Annotated in this window: 16 protein-coding genes; 10 read left to right on the top strand and 6 right to left on the bottom strand. The window is 58.8% G+C overall.

Going from position 1 to position 16,633, the window contains the following annotated elements; all coding sequences use genetic code 11:
• Positions 1-167: 167 nt before the first annotated feature.
• From metG to J3D60_RS27430, 4 genes are all read left to right on the top strand, one after another.
• Positions 168-2,219 carry a methionine--tRNA ligase gene (gene metG, locus J3D60_RS27445; protein ID WP_027604583.1) on the top strand — a complete coding sequence of 684 codons (2,052 nt, stop codon included), beginning with the start codon at positions 168-170 and terminating at the stop codon, positions 2,217-2,219.
• A 115-nt stretch (positions 2,220-2,334) separates the two neighbouring features.
• Entirely contained in the window at positions 2,335-3,297 is a 963-nt protein-coding gene (gene rsxB, locus J3D60_RS27440; protein WP_253493460.1) for an electron transport complex subunit RsxB, read from the top strand.
• Positions 3,298-3,379: 82 nt separating this feature from the next.
• Complete coding sequence (gene nth, locus J3D60_RS27435; protein WP_027604585.1) at positions 3,380-4,018, top strand: endonuclease III; 639 nt, start codon at positions 3,380-3,382, stop codon at positions 4,016-4,018.
• Positions 4,019-4,125: 107 nt separating this feature from the next.
• A complete protein-coding gene (locus J3D60_RS27430; RefSeq protein WP_027604586.1) occupies positions 4,126-4,308 on the top strand; it encodes a PA3496 family putative envelope integrity protein in 183 nt (60 codons plus the stop codon).
• Positions 4,309-4,392: 84 nt separating this feature from the next.
• On the opposite strand, the gene J3D60_RS27425 is transcribed toward J3D60_RS27430, so the two are convergent.
• The 3 genes from J3D60_RS27425 to J3D60_RS27415 form a co-directional block, all read right to left on the bottom strand.
• The gene (locus tag J3D60_RS27425; RefSeq protein ID WP_027604587.1) at positions 4,393-5,025 is read right to left on the bottom strand and encodes a response regulator transcription factor; all 633 of its coding nucleotides are present in this window, start codon (positions 5,023-5,025) and stop codon (positions 4,393-4,395) included.
• Between the two features lie 592 nt (positions 5,026-5,617).
• Positions 5,618-6,835 (bottom strand): argininosuccinate synthase, encoded by a 1,218-nt coding sequence (locus J3D60_RS27420; RefSeq protein ID WP_012722490.1) that lies wholly within the window; start codon positions 6,833-6,835, stop codon positions 5,618-5,620.
• 129 nt (positions 6,836-6,964) lie between these two features.
• Positions 6,965-7,873 carry an OmpA family protein gene (locus J3D60_RS27415; RefSeq protein ID WP_065938697.1) on the bottom strand — a complete coding sequence of 303 codons (909 nt, stop codon included), beginning with the start codon at positions 7,871-7,873 and terminating at the stop codon, positions 6,965-6,967.
• A gap of 156 nt (positions 7,874-8,029) precedes the next feature.
• On the opposite strand from J3D60_RS27415, the gene pyrC reads away from it, so the two are divergent.
• Positions 8,030-9,076: a dihydroorotase gene (gene pyrC, locus J3D60_RS27410; RefSeq protein ID WP_027604589.1), complete on the top strand. Its 1,047-nt coding sequence runs from the start codon at positions 8,030-8,032 to the stop codon at positions 9,074-9,076.
• Positions 9,073-9,747 carry a ribonuclease T gene (rnt, locus tag J3D60_RS27405; RefSeq protein ID WP_027604590.1) on the top strand — a complete coding sequence of 225 codons (675 nt, stop codon included), beginning with the start codon at positions 9,073-9,075 and terminating at the stop codon, positions 9,745-9,747. Before pyrC ends, rnt begins: the two co-directional genes overlap by 4 nt.
• Positions 9,748-9,812: 65 nt before the next feature.
• Here rnt and J3D60_RS27400 read toward each other — a convergent pair whose 3' ends face one another.
• Positions 9,813-10,415, bottom strand: coding sequence for a peroxiredoxin (locus J3D60_RS27400; RefSeq protein ID WP_003172097.1), 603 nt, complete (start codon positions 10,413-10,415; stop codon positions 9,813-9,815).
• A gap of 244 nt (positions 10,416-10,659) precedes the next feature.
• Between J3D60_RS27400 and J3D60_RS27395 the strand changes: the two genes are divergently transcribed.
• Both J3D60_RS27395 and bfr read left to right on the top strand, forming a co-directional pair.
• The gene (locus J3D60_RS27395; RefSeq protein WP_074844072.1) at positions 10,660-10,878 is read left to right on the top strand and encodes a bacterioferritin-associated ferredoxin; all 219 of its coding nucleotides are present in this window, start codon (positions 10,660-10,662) and stop codon (positions 10,876-10,878) included.
• Between the two features lie 201 nt (positions 10,879-11,079).
• Positions 11,080-11,550: a bacterioferritin gene (gene bfr, locus J3D60_RS27390; RefSeq protein WP_012722487.1), complete on the top strand. Its 471-nt coding sequence runs from the start codon at positions 11,080-11,082 to the stop codon at positions 11,548-11,550.
• A gap of 71 nt (positions 11,551-11,621) precedes the next feature.
• On the opposite strand, the gene grxD is transcribed toward bfr, so the two are convergent.
• Both grxD and J3D60_RS27380 read right to left on the bottom strand, forming a co-directional pair.
• Entirely contained in the window at positions 11,622-11,960 is a 339-nt protein-coding gene (grxD, locus tag J3D60_RS27385) for a Grx4 family monothiol glutaredoxin (RefSeq protein WP_027604591.1), read from the bottom strand.
• 86 nt (positions 11,961-12,046) lie between these two features.
• Positions 12,047-14,155, bottom strand: a complete 2,109-nt coding sequence (locus J3D60_RS27380) for a molybdopterin oxidoreductase family protein (RefSeq protein ID WP_253493458.1) — start codon at positions 14,153-14,155, stop codon at positions 12,047-12,049.
• A gap of 431 nt (positions 14,156-14,586) precedes the next feature.
• On the opposite strand from J3D60_RS27380, the gene argF reads away from it, so the two are divergent.
• Both argF and J3D60_RS27370 read left to right on the top strand, forming a co-directional pair.
• Positions 14,587-15,507, top strand: coding sequence for an ornithine carbamoyltransferase (gene argF, locus J3D60_RS27375; protein ID WP_027604593.1), 921 nt, complete (start codon positions 14,587-14,589; stop codon positions 15,505-15,507).
• Positions 15,504-16,613, top strand: coding sequence for an ABC transporter ATP-binding protein (locus J3D60_RS27370; protein ID WP_065938694.1), 1,110 nt, complete (start codon positions 15,504-15,506; stop codon positions 16,611-16,613). Before argF ends, J3D60_RS27370 begins: the two co-directional genes overlap by 4 nt.
• Positions 16,614-16,633: the final 20 nt, after the last annotated feature.

Here is a 16,633-nt window from a genome sequence, read left to right as displayed (position 1 = left end):
ACTCCCGAAAAAAGACTGACTGAAACAGGCGGCTATCCTAACCGTTCCAGCAGCGTTACGGCATGCTTTCGCAGGTGCGGAAGATTCTGAAACAGCACCACGGGGTGAAATAAATTTCCCGGCGCTTTATAGTGGCCGACCTCCGTTTCATCAAGTAGCCGAGCCCCATGTCCGAGCCACGCAAGATCCTCGTCACCAGCGCCCTGCCCTATGCCAATGGTTCCATCCATCTTGGCCATATGCTTGAGTACATCCAGACCGATATGTGGGTGCGCTTCCAGAAGCATCGCGGCAATCAATGCATCTATGTCTGCGCGGACGACGCCCACGGTTCGGCCATCATGCTGCGCGCCGAAAAGGAAGGCATCACCCCGGAACAACTGATCGCCAATGTGCAGGCTGAACACAGCGCCGACTTTGCCGAGTTCCTGGTGGACTTCGACAACTTCCACTCGACCCACTCCGCCGAAAACCGCGAGCTGTCGAGCCAGATCTACCTGCGCTTGAAGGACGCCGGGCACATTGCCACGCGCTCGATCACGCAGTATTTCGACCCGGAAAAGAAAATGTTCCTGGCCGACCGCTTCATCAAGGGCACCTGCCCGAAATGCGGCACTGAAGACCAGTACGGCGACAACTGCGAAAAATGCGGTGCCACCTACGCACCGACTGACCTGAAGAACCCACGCTCGGCGATCTCCGGCGCCATCCCGGTACTCAAGGATTCCCAGCATTTCTTCTTCAAGCTTCCGGATTTCCAGCAGATGCTGCAGACCTGGACGCGCAGCGGCACCCTGCAGGACGCCGTGGCCAACAAGATCGCCGAATGGCTGGATGCAGGCCTGCAACAGTGGGACATCTCCCGCGATGCGCCGTACTTCGGCTTCGAGATCCCAGGCGAGCCTGGCAAATACTTCTATGTGTGGCTGGACGCGCCGATCGGCTACATGGCCAGCTTCAAGAACCTCTGCGACCGTACGCCGGAGCTGGACTTCGATGCGTTCTGGGGCAAGGACTCCACCGCCGAGCTGTACCACTTCATCGGCAAGGACATCGTCAACTTCCACGCCCTGTTCTGGCCAGCGATGCTCGAAGGTTCGGGCTACCGCAAGCCAACCGGCATCGCCGTACACGGCTACCTGACGGTCAACGGCCAGAAGATGTCCAAGTCCCGTGGCACCTTTATCAAGGCACGCACCTACCTGGACCACCTGTCGCCGGAATACCTGCGCTACTACTACGCGTCCAAGCTGGGCCGTGGCGTCGATGACCTGGACCTGAACCTGGAAGACTTCGTACAGAAGGTCAACTCGGACCTGGTTGGCAAGGTGGTCAATATCGCCAGCCGCTGCGCCGGTTTTATCCACAAGGGCAACGCCGGCCTGCTGGTGGCCGAGAACGCCGCGCCGGAACTGACCGACGCGTTCCTGGCTGCCGCGCCAAGCATCGCCGACGCCTATGAAGCCCGTGACTTTGCCCGTGCCATGCGCGAGATCATGGGCCTGGCCGACCGCGCCAACGCCTGGATCGCCGACAAGGCGCCATGGTCGCTGAACAAGCAGGAAGGCAAGCAGGCTGAGGTCCAGGCGATCTGCGCTACCGGCGTCAACCTGTTCCGCCAGTTGGTGATCTTCCTCAAGCCCGTGCTGCCATTGCTGGCCGCCGACGCCGAGGCGTTCCTCAATGTCGCCCCGCTCACCTGGAACGACCACGCCACGTTGCTCAGCAACCATCAGTTGAATGAATTCAAGCCTCTGATGACCCGGATCGACCCCGTCAAGGTCCAGGCCATGACCGACGCCTCGAAAGAAGACCTGGCCGCCAGCCAGACCGATACCGGCGAATCGAAACCGGCCGGTAACGGCGAGTTGGCCAAGGACCCGCTTTCCCCGGAAATCGACTTTGACGCCTTTGCTGCCGTGGACCTGCGCGTGGCGCTGATCATCAAGGCCGAAGCCGTGGAAGGGGCTGACAAACTGCTGCGCCTGACCCTGGATATTGGTGACGAACAACGCAACGTGTTCTCCGGAATCAAGAGCGCCTATCCCGACCCGTCCAAGCTCAATGGTCGCCTGACCATGATGATTGCCAACCTCAAGCCGCGGAAAATGAAGTTCGGTATTTCCGAAGGCATGGTGATGGCGGCGGGCCCTGGCGGCGAAGAGATCTACCTGCTGAGCCCGGACAGCGGCGCCAAACCGGGTCAACGTATCAAGTAAGCCCTGCAAAACAGCCCCGTCGTTTTCCGCGACGGGGCTTTTCAACTAGTCCCCCTTTCTCGCTTGCCGGATAATCAAACCCTGTTTGTTCAACCGGCACGCCAATGATCACTCCATGAATCTGATTCAACGTATCGACGCGCTGCTACCGCAGACACACTGCGGCAAGTGCGGGCACCCGGGCTGCAAGCCTTACGCCGAGGGTATCGCCCGGGGTGAGGCAATCAACAAATGCCCGCCTGGAGGACAGGAGACAATTACTGGCCTTGCGCGATTACTGCGAGTCCCCATTCTGGAACTGGACACCAGCCGCGGGGAAGCTCCTGCCCAGGTGGCCTACATTCGCGAGGCCGAGTGCATCGGCTGCACCAAATGCATCCAGGCCTGCCCGGTGGACGCGATTGTCGGCGCCGCCAAGTTGATGCACACCGTCATCGTCGATGAGTGCACGGGTTGCGACCTGTGCGTCGCGCCCTGCCCCGTCGACTGCATTGAGTTGCGCCCACTGGTCACAGGGCTGCCGATCGTCGGCGGCCTGGCAGCGAACGAAAACGAACGCCGTGAACGAGATTTCAAGCGCGATCGTGCCCGGCAACGCTTTGAACAACGCAATGCGCGACTGCAACGGGAAGAAGAGCACAGGATTGCCCAGCGTGTGGCGCGGCCTCAGCGTTCAGCACCAACTCCCCCTTTGCAACTTGACGCAGCGCGGGCCGCCCAGGATGCGGAGGTAAAAAAAGCCAAGATCAATGTGGCCATGAGCCGCGCCCAATTGCACAAATCCTTGAAGGCTTTCGGGCACCCGCCGACCTTTGAACAACAATCCCAACTGATCGCCCTGCAACAGCAGTTCGAGGCAGCGGAGCAGGCATTGGCAGCCCTGGACCAGAATCACGCCGTGCCAACACCGCTGCCTGCCGTCAACAACGCCGACCTCAAGCGCGCCAAAATCCAATTGGCGATGCGCCGGGCCGAGTTGAAGAAAGCCCTGGACCAACAGGCTGATCCGCAACAATTAGCCGACGCGCAACACAAGCTCGATGATGCGCAGCGACAAGTAGACACCCTTGGTACATGACCGATAATCCTGCTTGCAGGGCTTAAGGCCTGGACCCACTATTCGAAACTACGCTGACTGCCCGAAAGGAACCTTCCGCCCCATGAACGCCGCAAAACGCCTGGAAATTTTCCGCAGGCTTCACGAAGACAATCCGGAACCCAAGACCGAACTGGCCTACTCCTCGCCGTTCGAGTTACTGATTGCCGTGATCCTGTCGGCCCAATCCACGGACGTCGGCGTCAACAAGGCCACGGCCAGGCTGTATCCCGTGGCAAACACGCCAGAGGCGATTTATGCCCTGGGTGTGGACGGGTTGTCGGAGTACATCAAGACCATCGGCCTGTACAACAGCAAGGCCAAGAATGTCATCGAGACCTGCCGCTTGCTGATAGAACGGCACAATAGCGAAGTGCCAGAAACCCGCGAAGCGCTGGAAGCCCTGCCGGGGGTGGGCCGTAAAACCGCCAACGTGGTGCTCAACACCGCATTCAGGCAACTCACCATGGCCGTGGATACCCATATTTTTCGGGTCAGTAATCGAACCGGCATAGCACGCGGCAAGAACGTGGTCGAAGTGGAAAAGCAGCTCATGAAGTTCGTGCCCAAGCCATACCTGCTCGACTCCCACCATTGGCTGATCCTGCACGGACGCTATGTTTGCCAGGCCCGCAAGCCGCGCTGCGGCAGCTGCCGCATTGAAGACCTGTGCGAATACAAGGACAAGACGTCGGACGATTGAGGGTTCATTGGTTTTCTCGATCAGTCGATTGAAAAAATCTTTTTTACCCATTCATGGATTATCGTTATAAGGAGCGCCAACGGCAGTCTTACTCCGGAGTTAACGTTATGAGCACTGACAAAGAACAGTTGGATGTGGAAGACGACCTCGTTGAATCGGAGGACGATGGCGTGGAAGCACCTGTGGCAGAGGTCGCCAAGACCAATCTGAGCAAACGCCGTACTATCGACAACCTTCTGGAAGAACGACGCTTGCAAAAACAACTGGCCGACTACGACTTCGACCTCTGATCAAGCGGTCGACGGCCGGAAGCCTCCCTGACGGAGGCTTTTTTCTGCCGGTTACGCGGCCTGTATGCAGTGCTATGCCCTCACCTATACCAAGCCGTTACGCTGGGCCAGCTCGATCAGGTCCACGAGAGAGCGGGCATTGAGCTTGAGCAGCAGACGAGTCTTGTAGGTACTGACGGTCTTGTTGCTGAGAAACATCCCGTCGGCGATTTCCTTGTTGGTTCTGCCCCGAGCCAATTGCTGCAACACCATCATTTCCCGGCCGGACAGACGCTCGACCATATCGGCCTCACTGGCATTGCCCATGGTGGAGCGTACCGAGTTGAGTGCCTGGTTTGGAAAATAGCTGTAGCCCGACAAAACCGCCTTGATCGCACTCAGCAACTCGGTCAGGTCCTGTTGCTTGCACACATAGCCCGCAGCGCCCGCCTGCATACAACGCATGGAAAAGTGACCAGGGGCCTGGGAGGTGAGCACCAGCACCTTGAACGGTACCGCCTGTTTGGTGGACGAAAGCCGGCAAATAACTTCCAGGCCATCGAGCTTGGGAATCCCAATATCCAGTATGACAATGTCCGGCATATGCTCCCGCGCAAGTTGCAATGCATCGACACCGTTATTGGTCTCGGCAACGACCTCATAACCATGACGTTCCATTAGCATACGCACAGCAAGACGAATGACGGGATGATCATCTACGATCAGCACTTTATTCATGAGAAAGTCCAATTTCGCTGTTCGAATTATTTAGAGCAAACACAATAGCCTAGTCGTTTCCTAGTTGGCATAGCGCTCCCCCCCGAGCAACAGCAAGCAGAGACCCAACCCACAGCGATAAAGGAAATTCCCTACAAAAAAACACCGATTCAGATGTTTCCAGTTTTATGGAGCCTTTCAGAACTTTCCGGGGCATCACATATTTTGAGTGAAATTTCCAAGGTCCCCAGGGGATAAGGTAAACGTGCCGCACACCACTATCAGGAAATGCCCCTTGACCGTCGACTGCAGGTACCGGAGCTGGCAGAGAAAAATCGGTAGTTTCAGTTCCATTCAACATATTTATTTACTTCCTTATTTCCTACAGGATTTTTTACTTCTTACGTACTCCTCGCACCTATATGAGTGAATTATCTGTAAGACTGGTTCCTACATAAATGATAAAAAATCATTCGCCCGGCAAAAAAAACCAGCAATCCAATAGTTGGGTCACCAATTAAACAAGTTTAAACAACGTGGACTTAATCAAAATACCAGGCCAAAAAAATGGCCCCTTGAAAAAGGGGCCATTTTTTTACAACGAGCTAAACACTCAGAACAACGAGCGACCTTTGTTGGCAGCAATGCGCATGCGCAATGCATTCAACTTGATAAAGCCCGCTGCGTCGGCCTGGTTGTAGGCGCCGCCATCTTCTTCGAAGGTGGCGATGTTGGCGTCAAACAGCGAGTCGTCGGACTTGCGGCCAGTAACGATCACATTGCCCTTGTACAATTTCAGACGCACAACACCGTTCACGTGGGCCTGGGAGGCGTCGATCATCTGTTGCAGCATCAGACGCTCAGGGCTCCACCAGTAGCCGGTATAGATCAGGCTGGCGTACTTGGGCATCAGCTCGTCTTTGAGGTGAGCCACTTCACGGTCCAGGGTGATGGACTCGATGGCGCGGTGAGCACGCAGCATGATGGTGCCGCCCGGGGTTTCGTAGCAACCACGGGACTTCATGCCCACATAGCGGTTCTCGACGATGTCGAGGCGGCCGATGCCGTGTTCGCCACCGATACGGTTCAGCGTCGCCAATACAGTGGCCGGGGTCATTTCCACGCCGTCCAGCGCGACGATGTCGCCATTACGGTAGGTCAGTTCCAGGTACTGCGGCTTGTCTGGAGCGTTCTCCGGGGAGACGGTCCATTTCCACATGTCTTCTTCGTGCTCGGTCCAGGTGTCTTCCAGCACGCCGCCTTCATAGGAGATGTGCAGCAGGTTGGCGTCCATCGAGTACGGGGACTTCTTCTTGCCATGACGCTCGATCGGGATCGCGTGCTTTTCAGCGTAATCCATCAGTTTTTCACGGGACAGCAGGTCCCATTCACGCCACGGGGCAATCACTTTCACACCAGGCTTGAGTGCGTAGGCACCCAGTTCGAAACGCACCTGATCGTTGCCCTTGCCGGTAGCGCCATGGGAAATGGCATCAGCGCCGGTTTCGTTGGCGATTTCGATCAGGCGCTTGGCGATCAGCGGACGTGCGATGGAAGTACCCAGCAGGTACTCGCCTTCGTAGACGGTGTTGGCGCGAAACATCGGGAAGACGAAATCGCGGACGAATTCTTCGCGCAGGTCGTCAATGTAGATCTCTTTCACGCCCATGGCTTGCGCCTTGGCACGTGCAGGTTCGACCTCTTCGCCCTGACCCAGGTCAGCGGTGAAGGTCACCACTTCACAGTTATAAGTATCCTGCAGCCACTTGAGGATCACCGAAGTGTCCAGGCCGCCGGAATACGCGAGAACGACCTTGTTTACGTCGGCCATGCCATCACTCCACGGGGTTGTACGGAAAGGCGTCGATTCTACCGATCAAAACCGTGGATTTACAGGGGCGCGACAGCAAATGAAGATAAAGCGACAGATTATGTCGAACGAGCGACCGATGGTCGCACGTCAGGAGGTGTGTGCCGGGTTACTCGGGCCCGTGGCCTGGGGGGCCGGTTTCTCAGGGGCAGCCACGCGTTCGAGCTGAATATTCACACGGCGATTACGGGCCCGGTTGGCGGCAGTGGTGTTGGGCGCCAGGGGGTAGCTTTCACCATGGAACCGCAGAGTGATCTGAGACTCAGGAATACCGTTGGCCTTGAAGTAGTCCATCACCGCCAGTGCGCGACGGCGTGAAACATCACGGTTGCTCAGACGATTGCCGCTGTTGTCCGAGTGGCCGTTCAATTCGATATGGTTGACGGTAGGGTCCGCCTTCATGAATTCGAGAATCACCGCCAGCTTCTGCTTTGCCGCAGCGTCCAGCTCAATGCCGCCACCGGGGAAGCCTACTTCGGTCTGCTTGACCTGATCGTAATTCATCGGCAGCAGCTTGGCGGTGCACAGCTGATAGTCGCTGTAGGCCTTGTTGAATTTCACCGGCAGCAGGCGAATCTCTGAATAGCCACCCTCGCGTCCATAGTGCCGCACAGTGGGCGAGCGTCCATCGAGTAAACCGTTGAAGAGACGCCCGGCCTGGGCCTGAGAGCTGTTGAACAGCACATCACCGCTGCCGGCACGTACGGCACCGAGATTGATGTCACCCCGACCTGGCTGCCAGGGGGCAGCGGCGGCCAACAAGGTGGCCGACCCTGCACCCAGCGATCCGTTATAGGCTTTCAGACGAAACGTCGCCTGCTCGCCGGCCCGGCGCACGAACTCACCCGAACCGAAGTCGGTGATCGGTTGGGTCAGGCGGCACTCGAACTTGTCCCCCTCCACCTTCCACTCAATGTTCTCCAGACGAGTCTGGAACGTGAGGGCCATAGCAGGCAGGCTGGCGAACACACTGAGCAGGGCTAGATAATGCTGGCGCACGGGAGGCTCCACTGGTTTCTACAACACTTCAAAGCGTCATACATCGATAAGGCATACGAAAGGCTATCGGATGCATCCTGCAAAACTTGATAGCGAGTGCCTGCAAGAGTCTTTTCCGGTAGCATTCCCACCAGATTGACCCGCCTGGAATCCCCAATGTCCGACCGCCTGACCCTGCTGCGTCCCGACGACTGGCATATTCATCTTCGCGATGGTGCTGCGTTGCCCCAAACCGTGGCCGATGTAGCGCGTACGTTTGGCCGCGCCATCATCATGCCTAACCTGGTACCACCGGTGCGTAACGCCGCCGAAGCCGACGCCTATCGCCAGCGCATCCTCGCTGCACGGCCGGCCGGCAGCCGCTTCGAACCGTTGATGGTGCTCTACCTCACCGATCGCACCCAGCCCGAAGAAATTCGCCAGGCCAAGGCCAGCGGTTTCGTGCACGCCGCCAAGCTGTACCCGGCCGGAGCGACCACCAACTCCGATTCCGGCGTGACCAGTATCGACAAGATCCTGCCGGCCATCGAAGCCATGGCCGAAGTCGGCATGCCGCTGCTGATCCACGGTGAAGTCACCCGTGGCGACGTGGACGTCTTCGATCGCGAAAAAATTTTCATCGATGAGCACATGCGCCGCGTGGTCGAGCTGTTCCCGACCCTCAAGGTTGTGTTCGAGCACATCACCACGGCCGATGCCGTGCAGTTCGTCACCGAGGCCTCGGCCAACGTCGGCGCAACCATCACCGCCCATCACCTACTGTACAACCGCAACCACATGCTGGTGGGCGGGATTCGGCCGCACTTCTATTGCCTGCCGATCCTCAAGCGCAACACCCACCAGGTGGCCTTACTGGATGCCGCGACCAGCGGTAATCCGAAGTTCTTCCTCGGCACCGACTCTGCGCCCCACGCCCAGCACGCCAAGGAAGCCGCCTGCGGTTGTGCCGGTTGCTACACCGCGTTTGCCGCCATCGAGCTGTATGCCGAAGCATTCGAACAGCGCAACGCCCTGGATAAGCTCGAAGGTTTCGCCAGCCTCAATGGCCCGCGATTCTATGGCCTGCCGGCGAATACCGACCGTATCACCCTGGTCCGTGAAGACTGGACCGCCCCCGCCAGCCTGCCATTTGGCGAGCTGACCGTTATCCCGCTGCGCGCCGGTGAAACACTGCGCTGGCGCCTGCTGGAGGAAAGCAAGTGAGTGAAGACCATTACGATGACGACCAGGAACACGGTGGCGGTGGTGGTTCGCGCCACCCGATGGCCGAACGTTTCCGCGGCTACCTGCCTGTCGTTGTCGACGTAGAAACCGGCGGCTTCAATTGCGCCACCGATGCACTGCTGGAAATCGCCGCAACGACTATCGGCATGGACGAACAGGGCTTTGTGTATCCGGAGCACACCCACTTCTTCCGCGTCGAGCCGTTTGAAGGTGCCAATATCGAAGCGGCAGCCCTGGAGTTCACCGGGATCAAGCTCGATCACCCTCTGCGCATGGCCGTCAGCGAAGAAGCGGCACTCACCGATATCTTCCGTGGCGTGCGCAAGGCCTTGAAGGCCAATGGCTGCAAGCGCGCGATCCTGGTCGGGCATAACAGCAGCTTCGACCTGGGTTTCCTCAACGCCGCCGTGACGCGGCTGGACATGAAGCGCAACCCGTTCCACCCGTTCTCCAGTTTCGACACCGCCACCCTTGCTGGCCTGGCCTATGGCCAGACCGTATTGGCCAAGGCCTGCCAGGCGGCCGGCATCGACTTCGACGGTCGCGAAGCCCACTCGGCCCGCTACGACACCGAGAAGACCGCCGAGCTGTTCTGCGGCATCGTCAACCGCTGGAAGCAGATGGGCGGCTGGGAAGACTTCGGCGACTGAGGTCAAATCCCGCGCATGAAAAAACCGGCCTTCTCAGGCCGGTTTTTTTGTCCCGCGAATCCGGCTTACAGCTTGCCAGCGTTCTCGGTCAGGTAAGCCGCAACGCCTTCTGGCGAAGCGTTCATGCCTTTGTCGCCTTTTTTCCAGTTGGCAGGGCAGACTTCGCCGTGCTCTTCGTGGAATTGCAGGGCGTCGACCAGACGGATCAGCTCTTCCATGTTACGGCCCAGCGGCAGGTCGTTGATGATCTGGGAGCGCACAACGCCCTTGTCGTCGATCAGGAACGCGCCACGGAACGCCACGCCGCCTTCGGATTCAACGTCGTAGGCCTTGGCGATGTCGTGCTTCATGTCGGCAGCCATGGTGTATTTGACTTTGCCGATGCCGCCATCGTTGATGGCCGTGTTGCGCCAGGCGTTGTGGGTGAAATGGGAGTCGATGGAAACGGCAACCACTTCAACGTTACGCGCTTTGAAATCGTCCATGCGGTGGTCCAGAGCGATCAGCTCCGAAGGGCAGACGAAGGTGAAGTCCAGCGGGTAGAAGAACACCAGGCCGTATTTGCCTTTGATGGCTTCAGACAGTTTGAAGCTGTCAACGATTTCGCCATTGCCGAGCACGGCAGGTACGTCGAAATCCGGGGCTTGTTTGCCGACGAGTACGCTCATTGGGTATCTCCTGATGTAAGGGTGACGATTGAAGTAAAAGGACCGGCCTTGAGTCTGCCGCATTCAAGCGACAGCCCTGTGACGCAGTCACGCTTCGTGAAGACCGACCATCATACACTGAAAAAACCGTTCGTCAGCGTGAGGGCGGTGCAGGCGAATACCCTACGAATCTACTTTGACAATCATTCTCGTTAACATTAAGATCCATCGCACTTAAGCCTTAAACCCGCGACGGTTCTCCCTTATGTATGTGTGCCTGTGTACCGGCGTCACCGACGGACAAATCCGCGAAGCAATCTATGAAGGTTGCTGCAGCTACAAGGAAGTGCGTGAAACCACCGGCGTTGCCAGTCAATGTGGTAAATGTGCTTGCCTCGCCAAACAAGTGGTACGGGAAACCCTGACGCAGCTGCAAACAGCCCAGGCCGCTGTTCCCTACTCAGCAGAATTTACACACGCTTAAATAGGCGTGTTTTGAAGAACCGGACCTCGTGTCCGGTTTTTTTATGCCTGTAATTCAATTAGTTAGCGCTAAGACGCGGAACACAAACATTCTTATTCCGATTAATTTTCATTTATTATTCAATAACTTAGGTTTGACACTAGGGTTTTCGCCGCTCAAACTCCGCCTTATACACAGCTACTACAGGGCAGGACCCCAGTCATGAAAGGCGACATCTCAGTCATCCAGCAACTCAACAAAATCCTTGCCAATGAACTGGTCGCGATCAATCAGTACTTCCTGCATGCGCGCATGTACGACGATTGGGGCCTGGAAAAGCTTGGCAAGCGTGAATACAAAGAATCCATCAAGGCCATGAAGGACGCCGACGCGCTGATCAAGCGCATCCTGTTCCTCGAAGGCCTGCCGAACGTACAGGACCTGGGCAAGCTGAACATCGGCGAGCACACCCAGGAAATGATCAGCAGCGACCTGGGCTTTGAACGCAAGAGCCACAGCGACCTCAAGGCCGCCATCGCACATTGCGAGACCAAGGGCGACTTCGGCAGCCGCGAGCTGCTGGAAGACATCCTCGAAGACCAGGAAGAACATATCGACTGGCTGGAAACCCAACTGGGCCTGATCGATAAAGTCAGCCTGGAAAACTACCTGCAATCGCAGATGGGCGAATAATCCCGTCGCTCTCTCAGGTACAAAAAAGCCCCGCTCTCTCACGAGAAGCGGGGCTTTTTATTGCAGGCGAATCAAGCGTCGGTCTTGGCCGCCGCGTTTGCCGCTGCATCTTTGATCAACGCCTGCAACGAACCATCAGCCGCCATTTCGGTGATGATATCGCTACCGCCGACCAGCTCGCCGGCTACCCACAGTTGCGGGAAGGTAGGCCAGTTGGCGTACTTCGGCAGGTTGGCGCGGATTTCCGGATTTTGCAGGATATCCACGTAAGCGAACTTCTCGCCACACTGCATCACAGCCTGGGAAGCCTTCGCGGAGAAACCGCACTGAGGAGCGTTAGGTGCGCCCTTCATGTAAAGCAGAATGGTGTTGTTGGCAATCTGCTCTTTGATCGTTTCGATGATATCCATGGAACACCTCGGCTGGAACTTTGCGACTCACAGGTCGGCACGGTGGCGCATTGTAACGCAAAATTCCAACGCAGTGCTCGGGCTCCTTATGCGGCAGCGACTTGGACCGGTACGCCATTCAATGCCGCATTGCCCGATAACTCATCCAATTGCCGCTCGTCGGTCAAGTCATTCGCGCTCGCCCCCGGTTGCTCGCTGGCGATGGTCATCTGGACGCCAGGACGGGCGTGACCCCAACCATGGGGCAGGCTGACCACGCCGGGCATCATGTCCAGGCTGGCGACCACCTCTACCTCGATCATGCCGATACGTGAACTGACGCGCACCCGCTGTCCATCTGCCAACTGGCGACTGGCCAGGTCGTCGGGATGCATATGCAACTGGTGCCGAGGCTTGCCCTTCACCAGCCGGTGATAGTTATGCATCCAGGAATTATTACTGCGCACATGGCGACGGCCGATCAGCAGCAACTCGTCAGCCACAGGCATCGGCTGCGCCGCAAAGCGCGCCAGATCCGCCAGAATCACTGCCGGTGCCGCCTGAACCTTGCCATCCACGGTTTTCAACCGCGCTGCGAGATTTGGCTGGAGCGGCCCCAGGTCCATGCCATGGGGATGATCCGCCAGCTTCGCCACCGACAACTGATGGCTCGACGCATCACCATAAGCACCGGCGCGCAGGCCGAAGTCGATCATTTGCGCAGGCGGCATGGTGGGCTTGAGCGCCCTACCGGTGTGCGCAGCGAATGCCGTGGCCAGGCCGACAAAAATCTCCCAGTCATGCAACGCCCCCTCAGGCTTGGGCAGGATCGCGCGATTGAAACGGGTGACATTGCGCACGGCGAACATGTTGAACGTGGTGTCGTAGTGGTCGTTTTCCAGCGCCGAAGTGGACGGCAGGATCAGATCGGCATAACGCGTGGTCTCGTTGATATAGAGGTCGATGCTGACCATGAACTCCAAGCCGTCCAGCGCCTGCTCCAACTGACGGCCATTGGGGGTCGACAGCACCGGGTTGCCCGCCACCGTCACCAGCGCGCGGACCTGCCCTTCGCCGCCGGTGAGCATTTCTTCGGCCAATGCAGACACCGGCAACTCGCCGCCGTACTCCGGGCGCCCGGACACGCGACTCTGCCAGCGATTGAAATGCCCGCCACCGGTGGACGCGACCAAATCCACCGCCGGACTGGTGCATAACGCACCGCCCTCGCGGTCGAGGTTGCCCGTGACCAGGTTGATCAACTGCACCAGCCAATGACACAGCGTGCCGAACGCCTGGGTCGACACCCCCATGCGCCCGTAGCAAACAGCTCTATCCGCAGCAGCGAAATCCCGTGCCAACTGGCGGATCTGCTCGGCAGGTACGGCACACTGGCGGCTCATGGCTTCGGCGGTAAAGCCGAGGATCGCACGGCGCACCTCCTCAAGGCCCTCTACCGGCAAATGACTGTCACGCGTCAGGTTTTCGGTGAACAGCGTGTTGAGTACCCCGAACAGCAACGCCGCATCCCCGCCAGGCCGCACAAACAGATGCTGATCAGCGATCGCCGCCGTCTCGCTGCGCCGAGGATCGACCACCACCACCTTGCCACCCCGCGCCTGGATGGCCTTGAGACGCTTCTCCACATCGGGCACGGTCATGATGCTGCCGTTGGAGGCCAGCGGGTTGCCGCCCAGGATCAGCATGAAGTCGGTGTGGTCAATGTCCGGAATCGGCAGCAACAGGCCGTGGCCGTACATCAGGTGGCTGGTGAGGTGATGGGGCAACTGGTCTACGGAGGTGGCAGAAAACCGGTTGCGCGTCTTGAGCTGGCCGAGGAAGTAGTTGCTGTGGGTCATCAGCCCATAGTTGTGCACGCTGGGGTTGCCCTGATACACCGCCACCGCATGCTGCCCATGCCGCGCCTGGATGCCCGCGAGCCGCTCGGCGACCAGGGCAAACGCCTCATCCCACGGGATTGGCTGCCATTCGCTGCCCACCCGCAACATAGGCTGGTGCAGGCGGTCAGGATCATTCTGGATGTCCTGCAACGCCACGGCCTTGGGGCAGATGTGGCCGCGACTGAAGCTGTCCAGCGTGTCGCCCTTGATCGAGGTGATCGCCAGGCTGCCGTCTTCGGCTTGGGTGGTTTCCAGGGTCAGGCCACAGATGGCTTCACACAGGTGGCAGGCACGGTGGTGGAGAGTCTTGGTCATGGCCAGTCTCTTTATTGGGCTTTGGCCTGACTATGGGCCGTGACCATGACAGGCGCCAGCATCGTTCGTCCTGTGAATCGATAGCCATCAGGCCAGGCCATGCGCAAACATGAGCAAATGTTACAGAGCCTGTAACCCCCGTCTAAAACCGACACAGCCCGGCCTGGGCCCGCCCCTGCACATTGCAAATGGTTGCGAGGCCAGTGTACAAATGACCTGCTGCTGTCTGGAAACCGTCTTCGAATGCGCTCTTGCGCCCTTCTTGAACACCCATAAAACCGTAGCCCTATTGGTAAGACGCGACATTTAATTATAAGATCGCGCCTTCCCCTATTTCGTCGCCCCGTGCGGCTTTCGCCGCAGGTCTCGCCCGTTGTCACAATAAACAAGGCTTTGAGTATCTGCGGTCTGTTGCAAAAAGGTAGTTAATGATGAGCGCAAGGCACTTTCTCTCCCTGATGGATTGCACGCCCGAAGAGCTGGTCAGCGTGATCCGTCGAGGCATTGAGCTTAAAGACCTGCGTAATCGCGGTGTACTGTTCGAGCCTTTGAAAAACCGCGTGCTCGGGATGATTTTCGAGAAGTCGTCGACCCGCACTCGCCTGTCGTTCGAAGCCGGCATGATCCAGCTGGGAGGCCAGGCCATCTTCCTGTCGCCGCGTGACACCCAACTGGGCCGTGGCGAGCCGATCAGCGACTGCGCGATCGTCATGTCGCGCATGCTCGATGCGGTGATGATCCGTACCTTCGCCCATAGCACCCTGACCGAATTCGCCGCCAACTCGCGCGTGCCGGTGATCAACGGCCTGTCCGATGACCTGCACCCGTGCCAGTTGCTGGCCGATATGCAGACCTTCCTTGAGCACCGTGGCTCGATCCAGGGCAAGACCGTGGCCTGGATCGGTGACGGCAACAACATGTGCAACAGCTATATAGAAGCGGCGATTCAGTTCGACTTCCACCTGCGCATCGCCTGTCCGGAAGGCTTCGAACCGGCCGCCGAGTTCCTGGCCAAGGCCGATGGCCGTGTGCAGATCCTGCGCGATCCAAAGGACGCAGCGATCGGCGCCCACCTGGTCAGCACCGACGTCTGGACCTCCATGGGCCAGGAAGACGAAACCGCCAAGCGCCTGGCCCTGTTCGCGCCCTTCCAGGTGACCCGCGCCCTGCTCGACATGGCCGCGCCGGACGTGCTGTTCATGCACTGCCTGCCCGCCCACCGGGGTGAGGAAATCAGCCTCGACCTGCTCGATGACCCACGCTCCGTGGCCTGGGACCAGGCAGAGAACCGCCTGCACGCGCAAAAAGCCCTGCTCGAATTCCTCGTCGAACCGGCGTACCACCACGCATGAGCCAGCCATTACTGCTGAACTTGCGCAATCTGGCATGCGGCTACCAGGATCAACGGGTGGTGCAGAACCTCAATCTGCACCTCAACACGGGCGATATCGGCTGCCTGCTGGGCTCTTCGGGCTGTGGCAAAACCACGACCTTGCGCGCGATTGCCGGTTTTGAGCCGGTGCACGAAGGCGAAATCAGCCTGGCGGGCGAAGTGATCTCCAGCGCCGGTTTTACCCTGGCACCGGAGAAACGTCGTATCGGCATGGTGTTCCAGGACTACGCGCTGTTTCCCCACCTCAGCGTGGCCGACAACATCGCCTTCGGCATTCGCAAGCACCCGCAAAAAGACCGTGTGGTCGCCGAACTGCTGGAACTGGTCAACCTCAAGAACCTGGGCAAGCGTTTCCCCCACGAACTGTCGGGCGGCCAGCAACAACGCGTCGCCCTCGCCCGCGCCCTGGCACCGGAGCCACAGCTGTTGCTGCTGGACGAACCGTTCTCCAACCTCGACGGCGAACTGCGGCGCAAGCTCAGCCACGAGGTGCGCGACATCCTCAAGGCACGGGGCACCAGTGCGATCCTGGTCACCCATGACCAGGAAGAGGCATTCGCCGTGAGTGATCACGTCGGGGTGTTCAAGGAGGGCCGCCTGGAGCAGTGGGATACCCCCTACAACCTCTATCACGAACCCCTGACGCCGTATGTCGCCAGCTTTATCGGCCAGGGTTATTTCATTCGTGGCCAGTTGAGTTCGCCCGAGTCCGTCCACACCGAACTGGGCGACCTGCGCGGAAACCGCGCCTACACCTGGCCTACGGGGGGGGCGGTGGACGTCTTGCTGCGCCCGGACGACATCGTCTACGCGCCGGACAGTGCCTTGAAAGCGCGGATCGTCGGCAAGACCTTCCTCGGCGCATCGACCCTGTACCGCCTGCAACTGCCGACCGGCGCGCAGCTGGAGTCGATTTTCCCCAGCCATGCCGACCATCAGGTGGGCGCACAAGTGGGCATTCGCGTGGCCGCTGAGCATCTGGTGCTGTTCCAGGCCTCAGGCAGCGTCGCGGCGCAGGTTCCTCACGCCGAATCCGGCGTACGGCGCTACAGCCCGGCTGGCTGAGTCAATGATCAACGTGTGGG

The organism is Pseudomonas sp. S3E17, from assembly GCF_024168685.1.
GTDB classification, from domain to species: domain Bacteria; phylum Pseudomonadota; class Gammaproteobacteria; order Pseudomonadales; family Pseudomonadaceae; genus Aquipseudomonas; species Aquipseudomonas marginalis.
This window is presented reverse-complemented; position numbering and strand designations above follow the sequence as displayed.